Consider the following 23,239-nt stretch of genomic DNA (forward strand, 5'->3'; position numbering starts at 1 on the left):
ATTATTGTCTACAATGAGAAAGTGCAGTATAGAAATATTAGAAACTGTATAAAACGATTGTTAATAGGTTTTTTAGTCTAAATTTGGTACATAGAAAGGAAGCAATATGGAGGAACTACAACAAAATAAATCTGCTTTAAAAGAAAATGCAAAACCGTTATTAAAAAATACAAACTTCCTTTTTCTTTGGGCAGCTACTCTCTTTTCAAGCTTTGCTTTAGCCTTTTTTACTTTTTCACAAACGTGGTACATAGCAAAAACATTAAACCTTGAGGCTTCACTCGGTATTGTTTTCGTGGCTCTTAGTGTTCCAAGGCTCATTTTTATGATTATTGGCGGAGCATTAGCTGATAAATTCCCCAAAAAAAACATTATGTTTTACTCAAATATTATTCGCGCTATTCTTGTTGCAACAATTCTCACTTGGTTCATCGTCGGTGATGTAACACTATATACATTTGCTTTGTTCGCTTTGTTCTTCGGACTTGCTGACGCTTTCTTCTGGTCAGCAGACGGCTCTATTCTGCCTGAACTTGTAGAAAAAAGCCGCTTAACACAAGCAAATTCACTTACTCAAATGACAAACCAAGCATCTGTCATTTTAGGACCTGTACTTGGCGGTATTCTCATTAAATTTACGAACTATGAAACAATTTTTTCGATTACAATTCTGCTACTCCTTATCGCTGCGATACTCGTTCAAAAAATACAATTTACAGTACCCGAAAAAAATGAAACAGACAAAGGCATGTTCACTTCTATTAAAGAAGGCATCTTATATGTAAAGGAATCACCATTCCTTTCAACTTTTCTTATTTGTAGCGCCTTTTTAAACTTATTTTTAATCGGTCCGATGCAAGTCGGCTTCCCGCTTTTCGTTAAAAATGTTTTGCACGGTGACTCACTCCAGTTCAGTTACTTAGAAGCATCTGTAGGCGGCGGAATGGCAATAGGCGCTGTCATCGTCGGTTTAAAAAATATTAATCGTAGACGCGGTCTATTTTGCATTATCATGATGCTACTGTCTGGTGTATTCTTCCTATCCATCAACTTTAGTACCGTACTTTGGCAAGCATTATTAGCCGGCATGTTTTACGGTATTACAATTGCGATGGCTATCGTTCCACTTATGGCAATGATTCAATCGACAGTAAAAGAAGAAATGATGGGACGCGTAATGAGTTTACTTATGCTATCATCAATGGGCTTTATCCCGCTTTCTTATGCATTCACATCAATCGCGCTTGCAATAGGAATTCCAATCGTAACCGTTATGAAAAGTGGTGCAATCGCCGTTATCGTCTTCGTACTATTTGTAGCGATTCGTGTTCCAGTTGTAAGAAAGTTTGATTAGCTACTCGGAGTCATGTATTATACGCATGGCTCCTTTTTAAACGGATCAAATAACGGTATCCCCTTACTTCTTCTCACAGCTGCTTCCCATTTTTAGCACCTCACTTATAGGTAAGAAATAGGAAGAGAAATTGGCGTGATATTTAATATTTTTTATTGGAGATGAAAATATGATTGTAATTAGCGCTTGTTTAGGTGGTATCGCTTGTCGTTATGACGGTAACGATAATCTCGTTTCAAAAATAGAAGAGTTATTACAGAGGGAAGATACCATCCTTGTTTGTCCCGAAGTATTAGGCGGTTTACCAACACCACGCCCTTCTGCTGAAATTATCGGCGGTAATGGCGATGATGTTTTAGATGGAAAAGCAAAAGTGATGACGAAAGAGGGACAAGATGTCACGGAAGCTTTCGTGCTTGGCGCTTACAAGGCATTAGAACAAATAAAAGATTTAAATCCAGAATATATTATTTTAAAAGAACGCAGTCCATCTTGTGGTAGTTCTACTATTTACACAGGAGAATTTAACGGTAATAAGCAAACTGGTTTCGGAGTGACAACTGCTTTATTTAAAAGACACGGATTTAAAGTCATTTCAGAAGAGGAGTTTGAAAATACAAAAAGGAATTGACCCTGTTCGCCAATTCCTTTTTTCTGTCTTATTTCACACCTAATTTTTCTTTCACTTTCGCAGGAAGCTCGTCCTTCTTCACTTCTTCCCAAGCTGATACACCTTTTTTATCTGAATGGTATACGCGTAAGAATGCATCTTTACGTAAGTTTTTTTCAGCTGTGAATTCTAATTCTTTTTCTGTTCCGTCTTTATCGAAGCCTTTTAATTTATACTCAAAATATTTGTATGGCTCTCCGTTATCAGACTTCCCGTTTTTTTCAATTCCATCAGCTGTAATTTGAACATAATACTGATCTTTCCCCATACGGTTAATATCACAACCAGCTAAAAGACTTGCGAATACAACTAAAATACTAAAAAGTGCAATGTATCTTTTCATTTCCTTCACCTCATGTGTTTTTCTTATATCGTTATCTTAAAGCCTGGGGCTTAAAGAAGAAATTCAAAAACATGACATGAACATTACACTTTTGTAAGATAACAATTATTTCTTCACCTTAGAAATCGTCATCCCGTCACCAATTGGAATGAGTACAGATTCTAAATTCGGATGAGTTGCTACTATTTCATTAAACTTCTTCATAACTTCTGTATAACGTTTTGATTTCACACTTTCATCAGCTACACTACCACCAGCTAGAACATTATCTGTAACAATTACAGCTCCTGGCTTAGCAAGCTCAATGCAGTATGTTAAGTAATTTTCATAATTCTCTTTATCAGCGTCGATAAAGAAAAAATCAAATCGCTTATTATCACTAGCTAATATTTCAAGACTTTGTAAAGCAGCACCAGTCATATATGACACTTGTTTTCCAAATCCGGCTTTATGTAGATTGCTATGTGCTACCTCTGCATATTTCTCTTCTAGTTCAAGAGAAGTTAACGTACCCTCTTCCCCAAAACCTTTCGCAAGACAAATTCCGCTATAACCACCTAATGCACCTATTTCTAAAATATCTTTCGCTCCAGAAATAGAAACTATCATCGTTAAAAGTTTGCCCGAAGAAGGCGATACCGATATCGGAGGCATTTCGTTTTCTTTTATGGAAGCAATCACTTCATCCAAAAGAGCATCTTGACCACAAAATACTGAATCGATATAACGATTAATTTGTTTCATCAGATGCAGTCCTTTGCTCTAGATTTGCCTTCTCATCTAACATAGGCGCGTCTTCTGTTTCACTCTCATGTATTTCAAATAGTTGTGTAAATTCATTAATAACCAGATCAATTGCCTTTAATTCCCCGATTAAAATTTGCTGAATGGACTGGAATTCTGGCTCACTTAACTGTTGTTTAATCGTAGCACGCTTTAAATTCATCATTTCTAAAAAGGCAATCGCTCTCCCGCGGCGAAATGTTTTCGGCCCGCGATGATGTGATCCATCTCTCCCTTTATGACGCTCACCACCGTGGTGTCCTTCTTTCATGAACTTATCTTTCCTCATTTTAAATCCCCCTTTCGTATACATTTGTATACACATTTTTTATATTTACAATCGTATACGTTTGTATACAAAATGTCAAAATAAAAAACCTTAAGGGAAATGAATTTTATAATTCATCTCTCTTAAGGCTTTTTATTCTCTATCTCTTTACCACCAATTTTTCTATGCATCTATTACCGCCAATAACGTCTTTCACGCCTGTTTCGCCACTTACCACAGATTTTATCACGTAATTTCCTTATACCGTTTATTACACCTTCTATTATGCATTCTATTATAATATCTATCACAATGTATCTTATAAATCTAAAAATAGGACCTATCACGTACCTCACTACAAATTCAAAAATATCTTCCAACATATATCCCCTCCTCTTTCTATCCTTCAATTATACTTGTAAGAAAGAGAACGATTAAAGTAAAATAAAAGACCTCCTTAACGATTTTATTCCATCGCTAAAAAGGTCTTTTTCTATTTCGGCCAAAAATTTAGCACTCTTCTGGCTTACCAGCATTCGACGCTGTACGGAAAGATGATCCGCATCCACATGATGCAATTGCGTTTGGATTATCGATTGTGAATCCGCCGCCAAGCATCGATTGCTTATAATCAACTTTCACTCCCTTAACAATCGGAGCACTTTCTTTATCAATAACAAATTCAACACCGAAAAATTCAAGAACTGTGTCGTCTTCTTTTGGTTCTACTTCAAATCCTAAGCCGTAAGAAAGACCACTACATCCGCCGCCATGTACAGCAAGGCGCACGTACTTCTCTCCATCTTCAGCATCTTTTAACATATCTTTAATTTGAAAAGCTGCTTGCTCTGTTACTTCAATCATGAAATACACCATCCTTTCTGTTCTCGTTCTATTATACATCTTTACGCTTCAATCTTGTACTCATACACTCCGTGGCAAATTACTTCCGCAGGTCCTTTCATTAACACATTTCCTTCTTCTGTCCATGCAATCATTAAATCGCCACCTGCTAAGTGAACTGTAATTTCTTTACCACGTTCCATTTTCCCATTGAGAATTGCCGCAACTACAGCTGCGCATGCTCCTGTCCCGCAAGCTTGCGTTACACCAGATCCACGTTCCCAAACGCGGAAATTCATTTCTTCATCATTCAAAATCTCGATGAACTCAACATTCACTCGTTCCGGGAACATTTCATGCGTCTCAAGAACTGGTCCTAACGTTGTAAGAGGCGCTTTTTCTACATCATCAACAAAGATAACCGCATGTGGATTCCCCATTGAAACAGCTGTAAATGCATAACGGTGATTATTGTATAAGAAGTTTTCACGAATAAATGGTGTGTCTCCTTCACCAAGCATCGGTATCTCTTCGCGTGTTAAACGAGGTGCTCCCATGTCGATTTTCGCTAATGTTACTTTGTCATCTTCTACCGTTACTTCTGCCGTAACGATACCAGCTAACGTTTCAATTGTGAAAACTGTATCTTCTACTAGTTTATGCTCATACGCATATTTCGCTACGCAGCGTAAACCATTTCCACAGCTCTTCCCTTCTGAACCATCGTTATTAAACATACGCATTTTTACTGGTGCCACGTCAGAAGGACAAATTAAAATCATTCCATCTGCACCAATACCAGTATTAATATTTGAAACCTTTTCTGCTACAAGAGCTAAATCTTCTTCCCTAATTTGTTCCTCAAACATATTTACATATATATAACTATTGCCAAGACCATGCATTTTTGTAAAAGAAAATTGGCTCATTTTTATTCACTCCAAAAATAATTTATTATTTCAAGTATAAAATGCATGCTTTTAGAACACAATATGAATGTCCCCCGTTTCTCATATTTGACAACGTTTTGGCGATTAGTCATTCTTACACAAATCGTGTAAGAAAAAAGCCCTTCTAAAAGGGCCTTTTTTTATTTATATTCCGTATTATCCTACCCTGTGAAATAGCGTTTTATCTAATGAAAAAGGTGTTGCCAATTCGCAACACCTTAAAACATTGGATTTTCATCCAAATACTCATATACATTATTAACAAGTTCTTCTACTGTCGACCCTTGTACTACTTCACCATTCACAAGGGCAAATGGTCCTTCAAAACAAATACCACAATATCCTAAACAACCATACTCCATTACATCTAAATTCGGATCTTTTTCTAATTTCTCTAAAGCTGCTTGTGAACCACTCGCAAGGTTACCTACACAAAATTCAATTAATGGTTTAATCAAAATTCTCCCCCCTGTACTACAAAACAAATTACCTTCTGACTTCATCTATAAGAAGAAAACTAAGCTGTTTCTTGTTGTTTTCGTTACATATTCTAAACTATTTAGTTACTTCATTACTTCACTTCAAAGTAGATGACTGTTTCTATATAACATGCTATTCATAATGAAATAGTAACTAGCAAATGAAAACAGTTTACTTTACTTTTCTTCTTATTGTACAACAGAGTATTCATTCATGCATTGTTATTTGTTCACAAATTCGATATAATTTGATTGAGTAAAGTCAAAATATTTTATTAATATAAAATTGTATGATTAGGGGATATTTCAACAGAAAAGGGGTAATCCATCATGAAACACCTCGTACTACTAGGTGGCGGCTACGGTGGAATGAGAATTCTGCAGCGGCTACTTCCAAACAACCAACTTCCAGATGATGTACAAGTGACATTAATCGACAAAGTACCATATCATTGCTTCAAAACTGAATATTATGCATTAGTTGCGGGTACAATTTCAGAAACGCATATTCGCATACCGTTTCCTGAGCACCCACGTCTCAATATTCAATACGGCACAGTAACAAATATTGACCTCGAAACGAAAGCCGTTCATCTCGATGGCGGTGAAACGATTCAATATGATGATTTAATTATTGGGCTTGGCTGTGAAGATAAATATCATAACGTTCCTGGGGCGAAGGAATATACACATAGCCTACAGTCAATTGAACAAACACGTAAGACATATGAACAATTAAATAGCTTAGAACCAAATGCAACAGTAGCTGTCGTTGGGGCTGGTTTAAGCGGCGTTGAAGTGGCAAGTGAACTTCGCGAAAGCCGTTCAGATTTAAAAATCTATTTATTTGATCGAAAAGATAGAATTTTATTCCCGTATCCAGAAAAATTAAGTAGATACGTAGAAGAATGGTTTGTAAAACATAAAGTTACCATTATACGAAACTCTAACATTACAAAAGTGGAACCAAACATTGTATACAACCATGATGAACCACTTGAGTGTGATGCAATCGTATGGACAGCTGGTATTCAAGCAAATGAAGTTGTTCGAAACCTTCCAGTTGAACAAGATGGTAGCGGACGGGTTGTTTTAACGAAATATCACAATATTCCGAATAATGAGCATGTTTATGTTGTCGGGGATTGTGCAGCACTTCCACATGCACCATCTGCTCAACTTGCTGAAGGTCAAGGAGAACAAATTGTCCAAATATTATTAAAACGTTGGAATAATGAACCACTTCCTGATGAACTGCCTGTTATAAAATTAAAAGGTGTTCTCGGTTCTCTCGGCAAAAAACACGGATTTGGTTTACTAGCAAACCAACCATTAATGGGACGTGTACCGAGATTATTAAAATCCGGTCTTCTTTGGATGTACAAATATCATAACGGTTAATACTTTAAAGGCTGTCTACTATGTAGACAGCCTTTTTCTATTCATTTTTTAAAAAATAAATTTCTCAATATAGATTCATAAAATTTATTTATTTCAATATTAAAAAATACAAATAAAAAGTGTATACTATATGTAATAGTTATTTTATTTAGGACCGAATACGTTCGGTCCTATTTTTTATGCTATAAGTACTACACATAATAGGAGGCATTTCATTTCACTTATGAACTTAACAAAACTAAATAATCGAATAGAAGTGAAAAAGAGGGAATTAATCCACCTCGTTGAAAAGTATGGATTTACTCACGATAAAGTCATTTCTCTCAGTCAAGACTTAGATCGCTTGCTAAACTTATTAATGAAGCTAACTTCCGTCTCAAGACGATCTAATCCTACAAACAAAGAAAAAAGATGTTCCCTCTGAATAGACTTTATTTTTCTATTTTTCTCTCTTTTTGATACGATATAACTAGAATCAGAAAGGAGCAATTTATGTTTATATTAAAAGACATCAAATATAAAAATATTCTACACATTCCTTATTTACAGATTCAACAAGAAAAAATAACTTGTATTATCGGTGAAAGTGGTAGTGGAAAAAGCACATTACTTCGTATGTTAAATGATTTACAATCACCAACATCTGGCACAATTGAATATAATGGAAAATCTATTTTAGATTATCCTCCCATTCAATTACGACGTGAAGTTGTCATGCTCGGACAAACTCCGCCTATTTTTGATGGAACAATTAAAGATAATTTATTAATGGGACTGCGCCTTTCTGAAAAGCCACTTCCAAATGACGATGCCCTGCGGGACGCATTAACGACTGTTAGCCTAGATAAAAAATTAGAAGATAGCGCCTCTTCTTTATCAGGCGGTGAAAAACAAAGACTTGCTTTTGCTCGTATTGTACTAATGGATCCACCCGTCTATTTATTAGATGAACCAACTTCGGCACTAGATAGTGATACAGAACGACGCGTTATGAAACAATTCACTCTACTGGCAAGAGAAAAGAAAAAAACAGTTATCTTCATCACGCACTCGCAACAACTTCCAGAAGAAATCGCAGACGATATTATTGAAATTAGTAAAACAAACGGTGCAACTAGAAAGGAAGTGCTCTTAATTGAAGGGCGTTATTGAACTACAAATTTGGCAACTTGCAGCTGCATATATTTTCATCCTTATTTTAATCGGGCTTGTGAAATTAAAAGGAATACCGCGTGAGAAACAAATTACAATTGCTACATTACGTATGACAATTCAGCTCGTACTAGTCGCATATGTCCTTACATACATATTTGAAAATAGTAATCCGTTTTATACAATAGCTCTCATTACTTCTATTACTACATTTGCGATTTTCAATATTTATAAACGAGTTAATATTCCAATGTCAAAAGAATTAAAACGAGTAGCCGCCCTCTCCATGATTGCTGGATCAATTGGCCCTCTTCTACTATTTATCTTTGTCATTATCGGACACGATCCTTGGTATGCTCCGCAGTATATCGTTCCTATTGCCGGTATGCTAATCGGTAACGCTATGACAGGCATTTGCCTCGGGGCAAATACCTTTTTAAGCAGCATGAAATCACAAAGAGACCATATTGAAGGTGCACTTATGCTTGGAGCAACTTCAAAACAAGCAGCTGCCCCGCTCATACGGGACGCTTTCGATTCTGCTATTTTACCAACAATCAATTCTATGGTCGGAATGGGAATTATAAGTCTTCCAGGCATGATGACAGGACAAATTTTATCCGGTGTATCACCATTTACAGCTATCCAATATCAAATCGCAATTATACTTGGTATTTCTGGAAGTACAGCTTTCTCTGTTATTATCTTCTTACAACTTGGGTATAAAACGTTCTTTAATAAGCGGTGTCAGTTGAAAGAAGTTGACGTACAATCATAAAAAAGACGCTCTGCAAGTTACTTACAGAGCGTCTTTTTTCTTTGCTAATCTTACGCCTTCTTAACGAATTGTGATTTTAACTTCATAGCTCCGAAACCGTCGATTTTGCAATCAATATCGTGATCTCCTTCAACTAGACGAATACTCTTTACTTTCGTACCAATCTTAACAACTGAAGAAGTTCCTTTTACTTTTAAATCTTTAATTACAGTAACAGCATCGCCGTCTTGAAGAACGTTTCCGTTCGCATCTTTTACAACTTTTGCACCTTCATTACTTTCAGCTTCTGCTTCTTTGCCCCACTCATGTGCACATTCTGGGCATACGAAAAGAACGCCATCCTCATACGTGTATTCTGAATTACATTTTGGACAATTTGGTAAAGTAGCCATAAATTCATTTCCTCCGTTCATTATTTATACGTAAAAATCAAAATTGACGTTTACATCTCGATAAATAAAATTTGTATAGCATTTCTTTATACTGCCATAGTCTCGCATTATTGACAAGCCTACCTCAAATTCTCATTTTTTATTGTATTTTACAAAATTTCAATTAGTATGCCGTTTTGTATTCACATTTTTCGTTAATTAACTTATTCGACATGTACTTCTTCCATCCAACTACTTGTCTTAGATTTCACTACTATTAAGTGCTCATTTTCCCATTTTAGTTTGCCTAAAAATCTGGAGTAGACTACTTCATTCCCTACTTCTTCTACGAGTAATTTATTTACCACTCTTAGCCCTTTATCGTTATACACTTCACACATTAGCTGAAATCCTTCCGAACGATGAATTCCTTTTAATATAGCCGTTTTCTTTCGGCTTGGGCTCTTCTTCGGTGTTTTATCCACTAAAAATACAATCTCGTAATTCTCTTTCTCTATTTCCTGAAGCGCTTCATTCACATACTCTTTAATCATTTCTAATGATATTTTTGAATATTTTTCAATAGCTGGTACAACATAGAGGTGAACCAACTCGACAAAATGCTTATATTTCTCCTCAACTGATTCCAGATTTAAAAATTGCATATAATCATAAGGCACGGATATACGAATCTTCCCCAGGGCCTCATGTAGTTCATAAGAAACATCTTTATTAGGGTTTGCTAGGCAATATATATCAATATTTTCTACAGTTTCTAATCCAAGATTGAACCTACTTAATTCCTTTGAAAAAATCAATTCAAAAATTCTCATTTCATGCAATCGATTATAATGTTTTTTGGGACGTTTCTTAGCCCAATCATAAAAATGTACATCCATCATACTCCCTTTTCCTCCTAATATTATTTGCTTTTTTAATATATAAAAAGAAGAACCCTCACAAGATTCTTCTTTTCAAAATGAACGAGTTTTCACTAGAAACTCCAACTATTTTCTTCAATGTAAAATTGATACTCTTCTAATTCTTCTTCACTTAACTTCTTATTATTTTCATATACCTCTTGCCATTCAAAATAGTCTTCACTGAAATAAACAGCAAATTTAATTTTTATATTTTTCTTCTCTTCATAATCATAACCAGTAAACTCTACTACGTCATAATCCTTTTCTTTCTTTACAAACTTCCAAGTTGGATTATCATTCATAACCTCTAAAGTAAATCCTTCATCACTTGAACGAACAACATTTTTTATATTCGGCTCAGTTGGTAACAAGGAGAGTCCAAACGTGGCTACACCAAATACTATCCCTACTATAACTTGTAAACCAATCATACCAGCAAAACTAGCGCCACCCTTTGATTGTAAGTAATACGCCTTCTCATGATCAAGCGTATCTTCTGCTTTATGTAAAATACGAACAGCGTGCTTATAATATAAACGATTTCCTTGCCATCCAGTAAATATCATCATTACTAATTGAAAAGCTAAACTAATTGATAAAAAAATCCCATCTGGAATGTCTATAAAAGGGGCTACAAGTACACTAGGTACTGATAATAATGTAAGTATAATAAATAACTTATACATTTTACGATAAGCTAACCAAAAAGACGGGAAGAAAAAGGCTACCCAATTCCATGTATTCCCTTGCGCTGGATGTTCTACTTTGCCCCATTTAAAGTCATAATAAGCTGTATTCTTTTGAACAACTTTATGTAATTCTTGCGGAGAAATTGTTTCTTGTAAAACAGTGTCCTTCACGTACATCATCCTTCTCTTATTTCTATATAATTTTTATTGTAAAGAAATAAAACAAAGGAATCTAACAAAAAGTAGCTATATTTCATAAAATTGAACGGAAATCGAATATATTCCGACAATTACCTGATTCTTATTTCATTTTACTTTTAAATATATTAAAATGATCATATATCATACCTTTAATACACTAAGTTAATTATTTTATATATTCACTAAAGGTGATTTATTAACATCACCTTTAGTGAATATATAAAATACTACACGTCGGAATACTATGTTTATTTATCCCAAATTCTCCTTCACTTTCTCAATAACATCTTCTATACGCTTAGCTATACATTCTGGCTCCCAATCTCCCTCACCATGCATAGCTGTATAAACCGGATAATTCTCATCATTACTATCTACAAAGATTGGGTCCCCGAGATATGAATCTATTCCAATTACAATCCATCCTTCTTTCCAATCTCCTTCTTCATTCCCGATTAAACTTTGACCTTCATCATCAACGCTATAACCAAGTTGTCCTTCTTCTATTTCTTCACTATTAAATAGTTCTATTGTCATTGGTTCAAATTCATACTCTAACTCAATTTCATTATCCTCAGCACGATCTACATATGCTAAAAGTTGTTTAATTTTATTGTGGTTAATCATAAGATTTTCTCCATTCTATCTTTTTAAAATTTAATTTTATTCATAATGAGCTGCCGCCAGTAACATCTGGGCAATAAACTTCCATGGAATATTTTCTGGAAGCTTCTCCCCTTGATTTATATAAACACCTTCATAAGCACCTAACCAACCATGTAATGCCTCTAAATAAGTCTCTACCTCTACATTCTCCCACTCATCTTGATTCACTTTAAAATCCTTTTGAAGATATACAAGAAACTTCAACAAGTCTTCTTTAGAATTTACATGATCAAGATATTCAAATACATCCATATCCTTTACCCTTTCTATTGCTCGTCATTTAAACTAACTATACTATATGAAATAAGATTCTTAAAACTATTATTTGAGGTGACCAAATATGAAGACTACACTTTGGACAGAAGATGACTATTTAAAATTAGCACCGATTAACGACGAACTAATAAAAAAAGCTGAAGAAGTACTAAACGTAAAGCTTCCGGAATCGTACATAAATCTTCTAAAAGAACAAAACGGAGGAACGCTGCGCCTTGATGCTCACCCTACTTCAGAGCCAAATTCTTGGGCGGATGATCATGTTAATGTTTCTGGCTTATATGGTATTTGTTTTGATGAAAATGAATCTAGCATTTTAGAGAGCCGTTATTTAATTCAGGAATGGGAAATGCCTGAGAATCTCGTACTTTTATCTGGGGACGGCCATACATGGATTGCATTAGACTATCGAAACGTAGCTGAAAATCCTCCAGTTATATTTATCGATAATGAGCTTGAGGAAATTATCGAATTAGCACCTAACTTTGAAAGTTTCTTACAAAACTTAACTACTTACGATTATGATGAAGAGTAAACCTCTCTCTAAAGGAGCGCAAGATTTCATTACAAATTTACATGCTGCTTTAAAATCACTTCGGTTTAAGAAAAAAAGACATACATTTTGCAAAGCTGATAATGGATTTTATAAGATCATTCATATACAAAAAAGCCAGTTTTGAGATGATTTCTATATAAATATAGGTGTTCATCCAATTGGTCTCCCGCAACTTATTACGGACCAATTACAAGTAAAAGAAAACATCTCAATATTCGATTGCATTCTACGAACAAGGATAGAGCCTATACATATGAAACAGAACCAGTTATTACATAATGTTTCACATGAAACTATCGACATTCCGAATTACCTTTCTACTATTTTCGACTGGTTTCAAGTGTGGGCGTCTTATGAAAATTTAGCAGAAACAAATATACATTCCATTACTCCGGTACTAGCTGTCGTTCCAATATTACAAGAAAAAGCGTTTCTGCTTCTTACTTGTTTTTCTTTCTACAACTTAAAACAGTACGAACAAGCTAATCTTTACTTACAGCAATACTTGCATTGTGCTGTGCATCTTAATACCGAGGAGAAAGAGCTAGTATTCTTTCATGAACTTGATATGTATATGAAAAAACTAGTAGAAAACGCAATGTAACTTCACATTGTGCTTTCTACTAGTGCTTTATATTCCTCTTGTAACTTTTTAAATTGTTCTTCATACTTTTGCATCTTTATCGTATCCGTTTTCGAATTAAGGAATGGTCTTCTTCTCCCGATCACCATTATATTTTTCCCTTCTATTGCATCATTCATATATACGTAAGGTTTAAAAAACTTACATTCCGTATATGGCAATGCTACAGATAATTTTGCATACTCTTCCACTTTAAATTGATTAGATAAACTTAACTCTCGCAAATTTTTTAATTGTATTAAAGGTTCTAACGAATCATCTTTAACCTTTAAGTTCATAAGGGTAAGCTTTTTCAAATGTTGTAGTGCAGCGAGTGGTTGTAAAGTTTGTACTTTCATCGTTGTATTTATCCCACCACCCATGTAAAAGGTATTGAGTTGCGGACACTTACTTAAAGCAGTTAAATCTTCTAGCTTAGAAAAATCATCAATTAGTAAGGATTTGAGTTTTTTATTATACGCAATATCCCATAACGTCTTCACTTTTGTATTCCAGCACATATACAACTGTTGTAAATCAGATAATTTTTGAAGGCTACTTAAATCCTCGACCCTCATTTCGTAAACGTACAATATATTTGGACGAGCGTACGTAAGAATATGCTCAAATTGCTTTTGATTTACTGCGAAAATCCATAACTTCTTAACTTGTAAAGATGCTAATCGTTCTATATTTTTTGTTTTCCCCTCAATCGCTAATTCATCTAAACTAGCAGTAACATTTTCCAAGTCCTTTATAATCCTCGGCTGCTCACCAATTGGAAACATTTTATCCTCTCCTACAACTCCCAAGTAATATTCATTTCTTCAAACGACTCCTTACTCACTTCCAACCCTTCGCCATCATTCGTTCCAATCATCGCTACCTCTTCTTTAGACAACATAATTTTCTCGTTTGGATTTTTGATTTTTCTCTCATACACGAATTGTAAAATTTCCATTTGCTCCTCTGTCAGTTCATACTCTTCTTCCAATCTTTCTATTGCAGATTCCGTATCAAGTAATGGGATTTCTAATAAGAATCCACCGTGCTCTTCCATCTCTTCAAATGAATCAATTGAATATGCACCGCTATCCTCAATCCAAAATGCTGTCGTAATGAAAGGAACTGTTTCGCCCTCGACTTCTTCTAATACGTATTGGAGTGCTTCCTCTTTCGCAATTCCTATCACTTCCGAAGGTGCCCCTTCAAAATAATTTGCTGCATCAATCCACTCATCAATTCTCTCACTATTCACATCTTGAAGACATACGATCGTGTACTTCGAATGAAAAGTAATTGTCCCTCTTCCGCCTTGACTATCTTGCATACTATAGTTAAATCCATCCCATGAACTTTCATGTGAGAAATCAGGAGCATGTGCTACAAAAATTGCATCTGCAATCGACTTTAAGATGCAACCTTTCCATAATTGTTCTTTACTTATATGAAAGTTATATTTACTCATTCTCTTCCCCCGCATATATGTTTTTTAATATTATCTTTCGACTTCTCATTCTTTGTAAAGCGTTTTTCGTTATATAAAAATAGTAAAGCACCCTTTATCTAAAGGATGCTTTACTATTCACCTACCACTTCCCCCTGCACTCCTCAATCAAGCACAGTAAATACCGCTTCGTCATATCAGCCCGTCTCCAACGAGAGAGCTTTCGCTTTTCTTCTGGATTATGCCGCATTCGCTCTACTTCTTTTAATAAAGGCTCCCATTCTTTCGCTGAACGTTCTAATAAGTATTGTAATCCTCTATCTTTTGAAACGATCGTTTTATAATCCAGTGTATATAAAATACGCCCCATCGTAACGACAGCTGATTCTACCCATTCTTCTATGAAAAATAAATATGGCTGCTTCGCTTTTTCACTCCAGTACTGTTCTACGTTGTATTTCATCGTATCGACTACATCATCCCACCTTATTTGAAACGAAAGATCTTCCGCTTCTTTCCCGATAACTGTAATGCCTTGATTTTTCAATGTCCACCATGTGACCGCATTAATGTCCCAATGACCAATATTCGCCTTACCATCTGCACAATACACGTACTCATTCATTTCATCATTATATTTCCCTAAGTCAGCAAGCGGAATATACATACCATCCATTCTTTTACCTAACGTACTTTTACTAATTTTTTTATGCCGTTCTATAATTTGCTTTTTTTCAGCTTCATTCACGGAATCACTTATTACCGTAACAAAATCAACATCGCTCGTTTCTATATGAAATGCTCCTAGCGCAATCGATCCGTAAATGTATACCCCGACTATTTTTTCGTCCAAAAAAATTTCTTTTAATTCTACTGTGTACTGCTCCATTAACTGTTTTACTTCTTCTGGTAAAGCATGTTTTATTCCATTCTCCACATCTATCCCTCCATATAAAAAAGCCTTTGCAAATTCGCAAAGGCTTCATGCTTTATAAATATTTCTCGATTTCTTCATAAACATCCTTCAAACGTGGATTTCCTTCTCCAACGATTTCACCATTTACAAGAACGACCGGATAAAATAGATCTTCCTCCACTACTCGCTCTGCGAATGCTTTTTTATCTTCATCCTCTTGTTCTTCTTGAAAATCAATATACTCGAAATTAAATTTATTTTCTTGTCCCTCATATTTACGACCAATTGCCGCTTGTAACCACTCAAACGTTTCTGTTGAAGATGGCATTCCAACGCAGCTCGCACAAATTACTTTCGTCCCATACACTTGCACATTAACCATTTCTTCTCCCCCAATTCTTGTTCAAACAGTATATTCAGATATCTTATTACATAAGCACATCATTTTACAAACTTATTCCATACCCCTATACTGAAAAAACACGTTGTACACATGATACAATATTTCGACAATAAAACAAGAAGAGAAAAAATAGATTTTCCCCTCTATCTTGATTATAATAAAACTGATGAAAGGAGTCGATAAAAATGGAAAACCCACATATGCAAGAACAAGTATTAGAAGTATTAGATAAATTACGTCCATTCTTACTTCGCGATGGCGGAGACGTTGAATTAGTAGACATTGAAGAAGGTATCGTAAAATTACGCCTTATGGGTGCATGCGGAAGCTGCCCAAGTTCTACAATCACACTAAAAGCTGGTATCGAACGCGCATTACTTGAAGAAGTACCAGGCGTTATTGAAGTAGAGCAAGTATTTTAATTAAAAGCGGAAGCGGCTCGTTCAGAATCGTTTTCTAAAAAGAGACCCATTTGGGTCTCTTTTTTTATTCAAATAACACTTCTCCTTTAACATCATAAAACAAAATTGGAAATCCTTCTCAAAAAATGAGATAATTAATACTATAGAATTGTTCACACATATAAAGTAAAAAACATAGGGGGACGACACATGCCAAAAATGGGGAACACTTTTGGAACAATTCAAGAACTAGAAAAGAAAAAAGAGTATTTACTAAGTCTTTCATCCGTTATACCAACATGGAATACAAGCTATCAATTTTTATTTAAAGAAATTCAGCAAGAATTATTGAGTAAAGTAAATGAGAAAATCGAAAAACATCAACTCATTTTACATATATGTGCAGATCAACAGGTAGGGGCATAATGTATTACATACAATTGTGATATAAAAAAGAGACCTCAATCGGTCTCTTTTTTATACTTTTAAGACAGCCAATCTAATTTCCTAATACCTAACTTATCAATTGGTAAACGAAGTGACCCGTAAAAATGCTTCATAAATTGCTCGGAGCGGTTCACATCGTGTAAAATGGCTTCTAAGCGATCTCTATATATGCCTTTTTGTTCTTCGTTTCCTGTTTGATAATATCGTTCAACCGTTTCAAAGTATTGGAGTGGGAACAGGAGCCTTGCAAATAATAGGCGCCAACCAAATGAGGATAGCGAATAATTCCGTTCATAATCTGTAACAAATTGGACGATTGTTTGCTCCCAATCTTTCTTTTTTTCTATCATCATATAGCGAATTAATTCTGCCATATCTCGAGTTGGGTGATCATACACCCAATTGAAAGGAAGTTTGAGGCGCTTCGTTTGATGCCATAATAAAGGTGTGAATCGTTCTTGGCAAATTGTTGCTGCATCAGTCATTTGCGGCGTATCATCCATCTCTGTATCGACAACATACTGAATTGCATTTTCTGCAACTCCTAAGTAATACGGGAAGGATTCAATAAACAATTGATCGAATATGTCTGTAGGGTGGTTCATCACTTGTGATTGCCAAAACTTTTCTAATTGATCGAGCCTTTTTTCCCATAATGCTTTCCATTCACCGATGCGGCTTAATTGCTCGATTTCTTCTGGAAAGAATGCACCTCGTTTATGGAATATAGAAAGCTCACTTCCTAATGATGTAGCATGTCGTTCTAACGCACGCATACCTTTTAATAAGCAGTAATTTTGTTCTTCTATCTCACTTACATAGTAGCCGTGTATAGTCGGAACGAAAGTCGCTACAGTTATATCCCCTTGCTGGTTCATATAATCACTGAGCTTTTTCATCTCTACAAGTACTTCTTCCTCCATTTCTCCAATTGGAACAAGTACATAAATTTTGTTGCGAATCCAAAAGCTTTTATAGGGGCCAAGGGGGATTAATTCTTTAACATGCATGTGATAATGCTCATAAATATGCTGAATCATCGCAGTCGCCACCTATGGTTTTTCTTTATATATATGAGCTTGTGCTCGCCTTTCATTCCTATGCACATGATAAAGCAACGAAACGTATACAAATACTAAAAAGAAAAAAAGGTGATAAACATGAAAGAATCAAATCAACTACAAGAAAGAGCATTACAACTATTACAAGAACGCGGTGTAACAATTGACGATATTGCTGAACTTGTTCATTTTCTTCAAAAGAAATACCATGCAAATTTAGAAATGTCAGAATGTCGCTATAACGTTGAGCGTGTACTATCGAAACGCGAAGTACAAAACGCACTTATTACAGGCATTGAACTTGATGTCCTTGCTGAAAAGGGAATGTTAAGTCAACCGTTACAAGATATCGTAAAACGCGATGAAGGACTATATGGAATCGATGAAGTTATCGCACTTTCTATCGTTAACGTGTACGGTTCTATCGGTTTCACGAACTTTGGATATATCGATAAATTAAAACCGGGTATTTTAGAATACTTAAATGATAAATCATCTGGAAAGGTTCATACCTTCCTTGATGATATCGTTGGCGGAATTGCTGCCGCTGCTTCAAGTCGTTTAGCGCACCGTGCTGAGCATTCGGAATAAAGTGAAACTTTAATCAGTGGGGATTTTGTCCATTCCCCACTGATTATTAGTTGAACCAATCGGGCTTTTATGGGCCGTTATCTCCCGCCTAACTGACTCGCATCCGCCGAATTTTGAGGTGGGGGTCTTACTGCCCGCAAATAGCGGGATAAGGTGTCTAGGCCGTCAGTTTCATACTGACGGCCTTTCGTATTCCATAAGCATAAACTCTCTTCCATGGCTCAAAAAAACAGGTCCTACTTGAAATCCAATGTTTTTATATAACCTAATTGCTCTTTTATTAAATGTCGCTACACTTAGTCGAAACATTTTTGAATTCAATTCCTCAGCAGCAAATGCAATTCCCGCTTGAAAAAATATTTCCCCCATCCCTTTCCCTGTTAAATCCGGCTTCATTCCAAGTCCGATATCTATTACATCTTCGCCCCTATATAAATTAGCATCTCTTCCGCCCGGAACTTGCGCATTTTCTCCAAAACAAAAATAGCCGATGAATTCTCCCTTCTCATCACAACAACCGTAATATGTCCCATCTAATAGCTCTTCTATTACTTCAGCCTCTCCTGAAAAACTATATAAATTGTACGGTTCCTCATACGTCCACATATTTATCTCATTCGCTTCTTCTTCAGTTAACTTATGTATTTCCATTCCTCTCGCTCCTCATCAAATATTCTATATATATTTACTCATTCATTTTTAACACTCAATTTCCCTCTAATTACAATATGCATAATTGCATACGCACAACCATTTAAAAAATGCTAAACTTTATTTGAATCGCTGTTGTTACACTTCTTGATTAAGAAAGACCGTTAACCGGAAAATTAACGTCTTATCAAATTCAAACAATTGGCACATTTTGTCATCATCAAAGACACTCAAAAGAGTGTCTTTTTTTTCTATAAATGAGCAGGACCTGCTCATTTATAAAATAAATACATAAATTAATATAACTCTTTAAACGTATTATTCCCCTTCTATACGTTGCGGTGTTCGTTGCGACAGATTCGGATAATAAAAAGCACTCCAGCCAGAGTGCTTTTTACTTTCAAACAAGGAGGTTACATATATGGATAGTACTCTTGTATTTAACTTTGGCATTGGTATTGTTATCATTTTATTCGTCTTCTTTGTTCTTTGTATGAGCGGAATATAGTAATCTTTTATGCTGATAACTCTTTTAAAGTATCACTTAATTTGAACCTTCTTAATTGTAATGAAGCAATCATTGCTGCCCCTGCCCCAAGCATCACACTAGCTAGAGCCAATATGACAACCTGATTATACGGGATGATAATAACCGTTAACTCTAAGCTCGATAACACAATATAACTAAACAAAATCCCGCCAAAAATGCCAATACAGCCAGCTATCGCTCCAAGTAAAGTCCCTTCTAATAAAACAATCCGTCTCATTTGCTTCGGAATAGCTCCTACTGCACGAATCATACTAATTTCAGCACGTCTTTCATGTAAACTAGCAACAATCGCATTCATTAATCCTATACCAGAAATAATGAAAACAATTACAACTAACAAGCGAATTAACATCATCATTTGCGATAATAACTGCTCCTGTTCTTTCAATAAATCATAACTATTAATAACCTCTACGTTCTCTTTATTATTTGTAATTTGTTTTACTTGTTTCTTAATTACTTCAAATGATTGATTAGAATTTGTCATAATTTGAATCGCTTCATATCCTTGTACATGAAACTTATCTCGTGCCCATTGTTCACTCACAAAAATATCTGATCCTCTTAACCTTAATCCTTGCTCAATTATCGAAACGACTTTAATCGTTTGTTTTTCTTTCCCTTTCCCTTGTACTTCAATCGTATCACGCAACTGAATCCCTAAATTTTTAGCCGTTTCTTTCGTAACGACTCCCTCACCATCTTGTAATGGCTTATTTAAATTTTGTCCTGAAATCACTTTCGCCTTCGTTACTTTCTGATACGCTACAATATCATTACCCACAACCTCTATTGAATCATAATTAAAATTATTTTTTCTCGCATGTTCATACCATTCTTGATTTGCCTTTTTAAAGTCATAATTTATAAGTTTTGCTGTGAAATCAGTAGCATTCCCTACACTTGCATCTACACCGTCAACTTTTTTAATCTTCTCCATCCAACTAAACGGTAAAACCTCAATTCCTTGCGAATCCATCGGTACACGCACTACTAAATCAGCTGGTAAATGCTTTTGTAATCCTTTCTTCGTACCTTCATACATAGAATTTACATACATCGTTCCAACAAGTGCTAACATAAAACCAAATGCTAATATAGCAACTGACACAGCTGCCTTATTACGATAACGAATTACATTTCGACTACTAATCGTCGTTTCAATTCGAAATATCATTTGCAAAGGTTTCGCAATAACTGGCGCTATTATACGAATAAATAGCGGAATCGCAAATAACAAACCAACTGCAAATAACAGTGCTCCAATCGCACTTGGATTAAAACCGACATACTGTTCTAATACGTTACCCGCTAGTCCAATAACAGTACCAATAATTAAAATGCTAAGGCTAAAAGCACTCCATCTTTTTTCTTTTTTCTCATTACTAGGAAGACCTGGCCGAAGTGCTTGAACTGGTGGAACCTTCCTAACCATGAAAGCTGGTATAATAGCCCCTATGACAGACATAACAATCCCTAGTAAAAATGTAATGAGTAAAATCTCACCTGAAATCGAGAATGATTCTTTCCCTGCACTCTCAATATTCACCCATTTATTAATGAATGATGCCGCGATTGTTTGCGTACCCGCCCCAAGAATAATCCCTGCTAGCGATCCAATCGCTCCGATGCATAAAGCCTCTAATAAAACGACTAATATAATTTGATTTGGGTTACTACCAAGTGCACGTAATAGTGCCCATTGCTTAAATCGACTTCTGACAGATAAGAAGAAACTTCCCATTATTAAAAGGGCTACAACAAATAAGGCAATACCACCTAAACTAAAAATTAACGGTTTCATTACATTTAGTCGTTCAAATGCCTTATCGACATAAGTACGTTGGTCCACCTTTATATTTTCTATCTTCTTATTTACATCAAGAGCAATTGCCCTTTTCACATTTACATCCTGTGCTTTCACTTGAACGAGGTTGAATTGATTTTGTAGATTTAGTTCTTTTTGAAGCCAACTAATTGGAAAATAAGAACCATGCCCCATTGCCGCCATTAACGGTGGATTCAAAATCCCAACAACTTTAACAGTCTTTTCTCCATGCGGCGGAAACGGCAGCTTGATCATATCTCCTACACGTATACTTTCACGGTCTGTATAACCTTTTGTCAGTGCTACTTCAGCACCTTCTTTCGGATATCGACCTTCTGCAATCTTATAAGAACGCATTTCTGGAGAATCTTGCTCAACACCCCAATAAGACGGCTTTCCTGATAGCTCTTTATAATTTGGTAAAGGATACGGTATAAGTACTTTTGATATTTTTTCAGCGTTTTCTAAGCCAACTATCCCTTTTAAACTTTCATTATTTAAATACATATCATTTTTTATATATCCAAATTGTAAATTATAATCTCCATAACGACTTACTACTTGTTCCTTCACACTTTGCTCGACTGATTGATTACCTAGTAATAACATAGTCGCTAACATAACACCTAACGCTGCTCCAAGGGCAATCAACATATTTCTTAGCCAATTTTGTTTCATTGATTTCACCGCATACTTAATTACCCAGCGCATCACCTTTACCTCCTACTTTAAAGTGATGATTCATAATTTCTTGAATGCGAGTAACTTGCTGCGGGATATTTCGAAATTTCCATCCCTTACTTTCAGCATGTTCATAAATCACTTCACCATCTAATAAGAAAACAACTTTATCCGCATGGGCCGCTACGAATGGATCATGCGTTACAATGACAGCTGTTTGTCCTAACTCATCACAGGCATTGCGAAGGACCGCTATTATATTTTTGCTATTTTCTGAATCTAATGCCCCTGTTGGTTCATCCGCTAATATAATAGCTGGCTCATTTGCAAAAGCTCTTGCTATCGCAACCCTTTGCTGTTGTCCACCTGATAACTGTGCTGGTAAATGCTTTTCTTTTCCCTTCAATCCAACAAGATCTAATAAGCGATTTGCTGTCACCGTCGCCTTCTTTTGCGAGACATTATCTAACAGTAAAGGCAATCCTACATTTTCCTCCGCACTAAACACTGGAATCAAATTAAACTGCTGAAAAATAAAACCGATTTTATGCCTTCTAAACAAAGCGAGCTCTTTTTCTTTTAATGTTGAAATCTCTGTACCAGCTACTCGTATACTGCCTACTGTTGGAATATCTAATCCACCTAACAACTGAAGTAAGGTCGTTTTACCCGATCCACTTGCCCCCATAATACAAACGAAATCTCCTTTTTGAATTTGAAGATTAATACCTTTTAAGATTTTTACTTTACTATCCCCAATATCAAACGATTTTTCTAACCTTTCAATCTCAATAATATTCATCCCTATATCCCCTTCTCTTTCTATTTACCAATCTATATATTCTATTTAAAATGCAAATTCCCTACTATTTTGTATTTTTTTGTCACATACTAACATGTATCCCGTATTAGCTGATTACATTTCCACTTTATTTCTC

General features: G+C 35.4%; 30 protein-coding genes and 1 pseudogene. 11 read left to right on the top strand and 20 right to left on the bottom strand.

Annotation, left to right across the window (positions count from 1 at the left end; translation table 11 throughout):
• The first annotated feature begins 106 nt into the window (after positions 1–106).
• Complete coding sequence (locus MRBLBA3_RS03340; RefSeq protein WP_363379744.1) at positions 107–1,354, top strand: MFS transporter; 1,248 nt, start codon at positions 107–109, stop codon at positions 1,352–1,354.
• A 169-nt stretch (positions 1,355–1,523) separates the two neighbouring features.
• Complete coding sequence (locus MRBLBA3_RS03345) at positions 1,524–1,985, top strand: DUF523 domain-containing protein (protein ID WP_044740536.1); 462 nt, start codon at positions 1,524–1,526, stop codon at positions 1,983–1,985.
• A gap of 28 nt (positions 1,986–2,013) precedes the next feature.
• Here the strand turns inward: MRBLBA3_RS03345 and MRBLBA3_RS03350 are convergent, their stop codons facing one another.
• From MRBLBA3_RS03350 to MRBLBA3_RS03380, 7 genes are all read right to left on the bottom strand, one after another.
• The gene (locus MRBLBA3_RS03350) at positions 2,014–2,367 is read right to left on the bottom strand and encodes a YxeA family protein (RefSeq protein ID WP_212088370.1); all 354 of its coding nucleotides are present in this window, start codon (positions 2,365–2,367) and stop codon (positions 2,014–2,016) included.
• A 105-nt stretch (positions 2,368–2,472) separates the two neighbouring features.
• Entirely contained in the window at positions 2,473–3,111 is a 639-nt protein-coding gene (locus tag MRBLBA3_RS03355; RefSeq protein WP_098215849.1) for an O-methyltransferase, read from the bottom strand.
• Positions 3,098–3,439 (bottom strand): hypothetical protein, encoded by a 342-nt coding sequence (locus MRBLBA3_RS03360; RefSeq protein WP_363379747.1) that lies wholly within the window; start codon positions 3,437–3,439, stop codon positions 3,098–3,100. The genes MRBLBA3_RS03355 and MRBLBA3_RS03360 overlap by 14 nt, the downstream gene beginning before the upstream one ends.
• Positions 3,440–3,612: 173 nt before the next feature.
• Complete coding sequence (locus MRBLBA3_RS03365) at positions 3,613–3,801, bottom strand: hypothetical protein (RefSeq protein WP_000888620.1); 189 nt, start codon at positions 3,799–3,801, stop codon at positions 3,613–3,615.
• 127 nt (positions 3,802–3,928) lie between these two features.
• Complete coding sequence (locus MRBLBA3_RS03370) at positions 3,929–4,282, bottom strand: HesB/IscA family protein (RefSeq protein WP_000573823.1); 354 nt, start codon at positions 4,280–4,282, stop codon at positions 3,929–3,931.
• 41 nt (positions 4,283–4,323) lie between these two features.
• The gene (gene dapF / locus MRBLBA3_RS03375; protein ID WP_000077412.1) at positions 4,324–5,190 is read right to left on the bottom strand and encodes a diaminopimelate epimerase; all 867 of its coding nucleotides are present in this window, start codon (positions 5,188–5,190) and stop codon (positions 4,324–4,326) included.
• A gap of 239 nt (positions 5,191–5,429) precedes the next feature.
• A complete protein-coding gene (locus tag MRBLBA3_RS03380; RefSeq protein ID WP_000595027.1) occupies positions 5,430–5,669 on the bottom strand; it encodes a YuzB family protein in 240 nt (79 codons plus the stop codon).
• Between the two features lie 351 nt (positions 5,670–6,020).
• On the opposite strand from MRBLBA3_RS03380, the gene MRBLBA3_RS03385 reads away from it, so the two are divergent.
• The 4 genes from MRBLBA3_RS03385 to MRBLBA3_RS03400 all read left to right on the top strand — a co-directional run bounded on the left by MRBLBA3_RS03385 (position 6,021) and on the right by MRBLBA3_RS03400 (position 9,021).
• A complete protein-coding gene (locus MRBLBA3_RS03385; protein ID WP_000682082.1) occupies positions 6,021–7,091 on the top strand; it encodes an NAD(P)/FAD-dependent oxidoreductase in 1,071 nt (356 codons plus the stop codon).
• Between the two features lie 223 nt (positions 7,092–7,314).
• Entirely contained in the window at positions 7,315–7,515 is a 201-nt protein-coding gene (locus tag MRBLBA3_RS03390; protein WP_044740531.1) for an aspartyl-phosphate phosphatase Spo0E family protein, read from the top strand.
• 68 nt (positions 7,516–7,583) lie between these two features.
• Entirely contained in the window at positions 7,584–8,243 is a 660-nt protein-coding gene (locus MRBLBA3_RS03395) for an ABC transporter ATP-binding protein (RefSeq protein WP_363379750.1), read from the top strand.
• The gene (locus tag MRBLBA3_RS03400; protein ID WP_363379751.1) at positions 8,227–9,021 is read left to right on the top strand and encodes an ABC transporter permease; all 795 of its coding nucleotides are present in this window, start codon (positions 8,227–8,229) and stop codon (positions 9,019–9,021) included. Before MRBLBA3_RS03395 ends, MRBLBA3_RS03400 begins: the two co-directional genes overlap by 17 nt.
• Positions 9,022–9,071: 50 nt before the next feature.
• On the opposite strand, the gene phnA is transcribed toward MRBLBA3_RS03400, so the two are convergent.
• From phnA to MRBLBA3_RS03425, 5 genes are all read right to left on the bottom strand, one after another.
• A complete protein-coding gene (phnA, locus tag MRBLBA3_RS03405; protein WP_000212734.1) occupies positions 9,072–9,413 on the bottom strand; it encodes an alkylphosphonate utilization operon protein PhnA in 342 nt (113 codons plus the stop codon).
• 203 nt (positions 9,414–9,616) lie between these two features.
• Positions 9,617–10,294 carry a hypothetical protein gene (locus MRBLBA3_RS03410; protein WP_212088379.1) on the bottom strand — a complete coding sequence of 226 codons (678 nt, stop codon included), beginning with the start codon at positions 10,292–10,294 and terminating at the stop codon, positions 9,617–9,619.
• 92 nt (positions 10,295–10,386) lie between these two features.
• Positions 10,387–11,181 (bottom strand): DUF2628 domain-containing protein, encoded by a 795-nt coding sequence (locus tag MRBLBA3_RS03415; RefSeq protein WP_328022433.1) that lies wholly within the window; start codon positions 11,179–11,181, stop codon positions 10,387–10,389.
• Positions 11,182–11,457: 276 nt separating this feature from the next.
• The gene (locus MRBLBA3_RS03420; protein WP_212088381.1) at positions 11,458–11,832 is read right to left on the bottom strand and encodes a hypothetical protein; all 375 of its coding nucleotides are present in this window, start codon (positions 11,830–11,832) and stop codon (positions 11,458–11,460) included.
• A 36-nt stretch (positions 11,833–11,868) separates the two neighbouring features.
• A complete protein-coding gene (locus tag MRBLBA3_RS03425) occupies positions 11,869–12,123 on the bottom strand; it encodes a DUF7660 family protein (protein WP_000382291.1) in 255 nt (84 codons plus the stop codon).
• Positions 12,124–12,211: 88 nt separating this feature from the next.
• Here MRBLBA3_RS03425 and MRBLBA3_RS03430 point away from each other — a divergent pair, with 88 nt between their 5' ends.
• Positions 12,212–12,682 (top strand): SMI1/KNR4 family protein, encoded by a 471-nt coding sequence (locus MRBLBA3_RS03430; RefSeq protein ID WP_363379753.1) that lies wholly within the window; start codon positions 12,212–12,214, stop codon positions 12,680–12,682.
• Positions 12,669–13,307 (top strand): annotated as a pseudogene (locus MRBLBA3_RS03435) (DUF4304 domain-containing protein). Before MRBLBA3_RS03430 ends, MRBLBA3_RS03435 begins: the two are co-directional and overlap by 14 nt.
• 2 nt (positions 13,308–13,309) lie before the next feature.
• Here the strand turns inward: MRBLBA3_RS03435 and MRBLBA3_RS03440 are convergent.
• The 4 genes from MRBLBA3_RS03440 to MRBLBA3_RS03455 form a co-directional block, all read right to left on the bottom strand.
• The gene (locus tag MRBLBA3_RS03440; RefSeq protein ID WP_212088383.1) at positions 13,310–14,113 is read right to left on the bottom strand and encodes a leucine-rich repeat domain-containing protein; all 804 of its coding nucleotides are present in this window, start codon (positions 14,111–14,113) and stop codon (positions 13,310–13,312) included.
• Positions 14,114–14,124: 11 nt separating this feature from the next.
• Positions 14,125–14,793 carry a hypothetical protein gene (locus MRBLBA3_RS03445; RefSeq protein ID WP_363379755.1) on the bottom strand — a complete coding sequence of 223 codons (669 nt, stop codon included), beginning with the start codon at positions 14,791–14,793 and terminating at the stop codon, positions 14,125–14,127.
• A gap of 121 nt (positions 14,794–14,914) precedes the next feature.
• Positions 14,915–15,715 (bottom strand): nucleotidyltransferase domain-containing protein, encoded by an 801-nt coding sequence (locus tag MRBLBA3_RS03450; protein ID WP_363379888.1) that lies wholly within the window; start codon positions 15,713–15,715, stop codon positions 14,915–14,917.
• Positions 15,716–15,761: 46 nt separating this feature from the next.
• Positions 15,762–16,070 carry a YuzD family protein gene (locus tag MRBLBA3_RS03455; protein ID WP_000248590.1) on the bottom strand — a complete coding sequence of 103 codons (309 nt, stop codon included), beginning with the start codon at positions 16,068–16,070 and terminating at the stop codon, positions 15,762–15,764.
• A 206-nt stretch (positions 16,071–16,276) separates the two neighbouring features.
• On the opposite strand from MRBLBA3_RS03455, the gene MRBLBA3_RS03460 reads away from it, so the two are divergent.
• Together MRBLBA3_RS03460 and MRBLBA3_RS03465 are read left to right on the top strand one after the other, a co-directional pair.
• Positions 16,277–16,513 (top strand): NifU family protein, encoded by a 237-nt coding sequence (locus MRBLBA3_RS03460; RefSeq protein ID WP_000431159.1) that lies wholly within the window; start codon positions 16,277–16,279, stop codon positions 16,511–16,513.
• A gap of 189 nt (positions 16,514–16,702) precedes the next feature.
• The gene (locus tag MRBLBA3_RS03465; RefSeq protein ID WP_098499405.1) at positions 16,703–16,918 is read left to right on the top strand and encodes a carbonic anhydrase; all 216 of its coding nucleotides are present in this window, start codon (positions 16,703–16,705) and stop codon (positions 16,916–16,918) included.
• A 59-nt stretch (positions 16,919–16,977) separates the two neighbouring features.
• On the opposite strand, the gene yutH is transcribed toward MRBLBA3_RS03465, so the two are convergent.
• Positions 16,978–17,979, bottom strand: a complete 1,002-nt coding sequence (gene yutH, locus MRBLBA3_RS03470; protein WP_363379757.1) for a spore coat putative kinase YutH — start codon at positions 17,977–17,979, stop codon at positions 16,978–16,980.
• Between the two features lie 120 nt (positions 17,980–18,099).
• Between yutH and MRBLBA3_RS03475 the strand changes: the two genes are divergently transcribed.
• Positions 18,100–18,591: a phosphatidylglycerophosphatase A family protein gene (locus MRBLBA3_RS03475; RefSeq protein ID WP_044740520.1), complete on the top strand. Its 492-nt coding sequence runs from the start codon at positions 18,100–18,102 to the stop codon at positions 18,589–18,591.
• Between the two features lie 171 nt (positions 18,592–18,762).
• Here the strand turns inward: MRBLBA3_RS03475 and MRBLBA3_RS03480 are convergent, their stop codons facing one another.
• The 3 genes from MRBLBA3_RS03480 to MRBLBA3_RS03490 all read right to left on the bottom strand — a co-directional run bounded on the left by MRBLBA3_RS03480 (position 18,763) and on the right by MRBLBA3_RS03490 (position 23,103).
• Positions 18,763–19,242, bottom strand: coding sequence for a GNAT family N-acetyltransferase (locus tag MRBLBA3_RS03480; RefSeq protein ID WP_363379759.1), 480 nt, complete (start codon positions 19,240–19,242; stop codon positions 18,763–18,765).
• A gap of 515 nt (positions 19,243–19,757) precedes the next feature.
• Positions 19,758–22,331 (bottom strand): FtsX-like permease family protein, encoded by a 2,574-nt coding sequence (locus MRBLBA3_RS03485; RefSeq protein WP_363379761.1) that lies wholly within the window; start codon positions 22,329–22,331, stop codon positions 19,758–19,760.
• Entirely contained in the window at positions 22,315–23,103 is a 789-nt protein-coding gene (locus tag MRBLBA3_RS03490) for an ABC transporter ATP-binding protein (RefSeq protein ID WP_212088393.1), read from the bottom strand. Before MRBLBA3_RS03490 ends, MRBLBA3_RS03485 begins: the two co-directional genes overlap by 17 nt.
• Between the last annotated feature and the right edge of the window lie 136 nt (positions 23,104–23,239).

Origin of the sequence: Bacillus sp. LBA3-1-1.1 (assembly GCF_040676495.1) — a bacterium.
Lineage (GTDB): Bacteria > Bacillota > Bacilli > Bacillales > Bacillaceae_G > Bacillus_A > Bacillus_A nitratireducens.

Excerpts from the sequence above, each read along its gene's own strand:
- MRBLBA3_RS03340 (WP_363379744.1), top strand. The coding sequence starts at position 107 with ATGGAGGAACTACAACAAAATAAATCTGCTTTAAAAGAAAATGCAAAA.
- MRBLBA3_RS03345 (WP_044740536.1), top strand. The coding sequence starts at position 1,524 with ATGATTGTAATTAGCGCTTGTTTAGGTGGTATCGCTTGTCGTTATGAC.
- MRBLBA3_RS03350 (WP_212088370.1), bottom strand. The coding sequence starts at position 2,367 with ATGAAAAGATACATTGCACTTTTTAGTATTTTAGTTGTATTCGCAAGT.
- MRBLBA3_RS03355 (WP_098215849.1), bottom strand. The coding sequence starts at position 3,111 with ATGAAACAAATTAATCGTTATATCGATTCAGTATTTTGTGGTCAAGAT.
- MRBLBA3_RS03360 (WP_363379747.1), bottom strand. The coding sequence starts at position 3,439 with ATGAGGAAAGATAAGTTCATGAAAGAAGGACACCACGGTGGTGAGCGT.
- MRBLBA3_RS03365 (WP_000888620.1), bottom strand. The coding sequence starts at position 3,801 with ATGTTGGAAGATATTTTTGAATTTGTAGTGAGGTACGTGATAGGTCCT.
- MRBLBA3_RS03370 (WP_000573823.1), bottom strand. The coding sequence starts at position 4,282 with ATGATTGAAGTAACAGAGCAAGCAGCTTTTCAAATTAAAGATATGTTA.
- dapF (WP_000077412.1), bottom strand. The coding sequence starts at position 5,190 with ATGAGCCAATTTTCTTTTACAAAAATGCATGGTCTTGGCAATAGTTAT.
- MRBLBA3_RS03385 (WP_000682082.1), top strand. The coding sequence starts at position 6,021 with ATGAAACACCTCGTACTACTAGGTGGCGGCTACGGTGGAATGAGAATT.
- MRBLBA3_RS03390 (WP_044740531.1), top strand. The coding sequence starts at position 7,315 with ATGAACTTAACAAAACTAAATAATCGAATAGAAGTGAAAAAGAGGGAA.
- MRBLBA3_RS03395 (WP_363379750.1), top strand. The coding sequence starts at position 7,584 with ATGTTTATATTAAAAGACATCAAATATAAAAATATTCTACACATTCCT.
- phnA (WP_000212734.1), bottom strand. The coding sequence starts at position 9,413 with ATGGCTACTTTACCAAATTGTCCAAAATGTAATTCAGAATACACGTAT.
- MRBLBA3_RS03410 (WP_212088379.1), bottom strand. The coding sequence starts at position 10,294 with ATGATGGATGTACATTTTTATGATTGGGCTAAGAAACGTCCCAAAAAA.
- MRBLBA3_RS03415 (WP_328022433.1), bottom strand. The coding sequence starts at position 11,181 with ATGTACGTGAAGGACACTGTTTTACAAGAAACAATTTCTCCGCAAGAA.
- MRBLBA3_RS03420 (WP_212088381.1), bottom strand. The coding sequence starts at position 11,832 with ATGATTAACCACAATAAAATTAAACAACTTTTAGCATATGTAGATCGT.
- MRBLBA3_RS03425 (WP_000382291.1), bottom strand. The coding sequence starts at position 12,123 with ATGGATGTATTTGAATATCTTGATCATGTAAATTCTAAAGAAGACTTG.
- MRBLBA3_RS03430 (WP_363379753.1), top strand. The coding sequence starts at position 12,212 with ATGAAGACTACACTTTGGACAGAAGATGACTATTTAAAATTAGCACCG.
- MRBLBA3_RS03440 (WP_212088383.1), bottom strand. The coding sequence starts at position 14,113 with ATGTTTCCAATTGGTGAGCAGCCGAGGATTATAAAGGACTTGGAAAAT.
- MRBLBA3_RS03445 (WP_363379755.1), bottom strand. The coding sequence starts at position 14,793 with ATGAGTAAATATAACTTTCATATAAGTAAAGAACAATTATGGAAAGGT.
- MRBLBA3_RS03455 (WP_000248590.1), bottom strand. The coding sequence starts at position 16,070 with ATGGTTAATGTGCAAGTGTATGGGACGAAAGTAATTTGTGCGAGCTGC.
- MRBLBA3_RS03460 (WP_000431159.1), top strand. The coding sequence starts at position 16,277 with ATGGAAAACCCACATATGCAAGAACAAGTATTAGAAGTATTAGATAAA.
- MRBLBA3_RS03465 (WP_098499405.1), top strand. The coding sequence starts at position 16,703 with ATGCCAAAAATGGGGAACACTTTTGGAACAATTCAAGAACTAGAAAAG.
- yutH (WP_363379757.1), bottom strand. The coding sequence starts at position 17,979 with ATGATTCAGCATATTTATGAGCATTATCACATGCATGTTAAAGAATTA.
- MRBLBA3_RS03475 (WP_044740520.1), top strand. The coding sequence starts at position 18,100 with ATGAAAGAATCAAATCAACTACAAGAAAGAGCATTACAACTATTACAA.
- MRBLBA3_RS03480 (WP_363379759.1), bottom strand. The coding sequence starts at position 19,242 with ATGGAAATACATAAGTTAACTGAAGAAGAAGCGAATGAGATAAATATG.
- MRBLBA3_RS03485 (WP_363379761.1), bottom strand. The coding sequence starts at position 22,331 with ATGCGCTGGGTAATTAAGTATGCGGTGAAATCAATGAAACAAAATTGG.
- MRBLBA3_RS03490 (WP_212088393.1), bottom strand. The coding sequence starts at position 23,103 with ATGAATATTATTGAGATTGAAAGGTTAGAAAAATCGTTTGATATTGGG.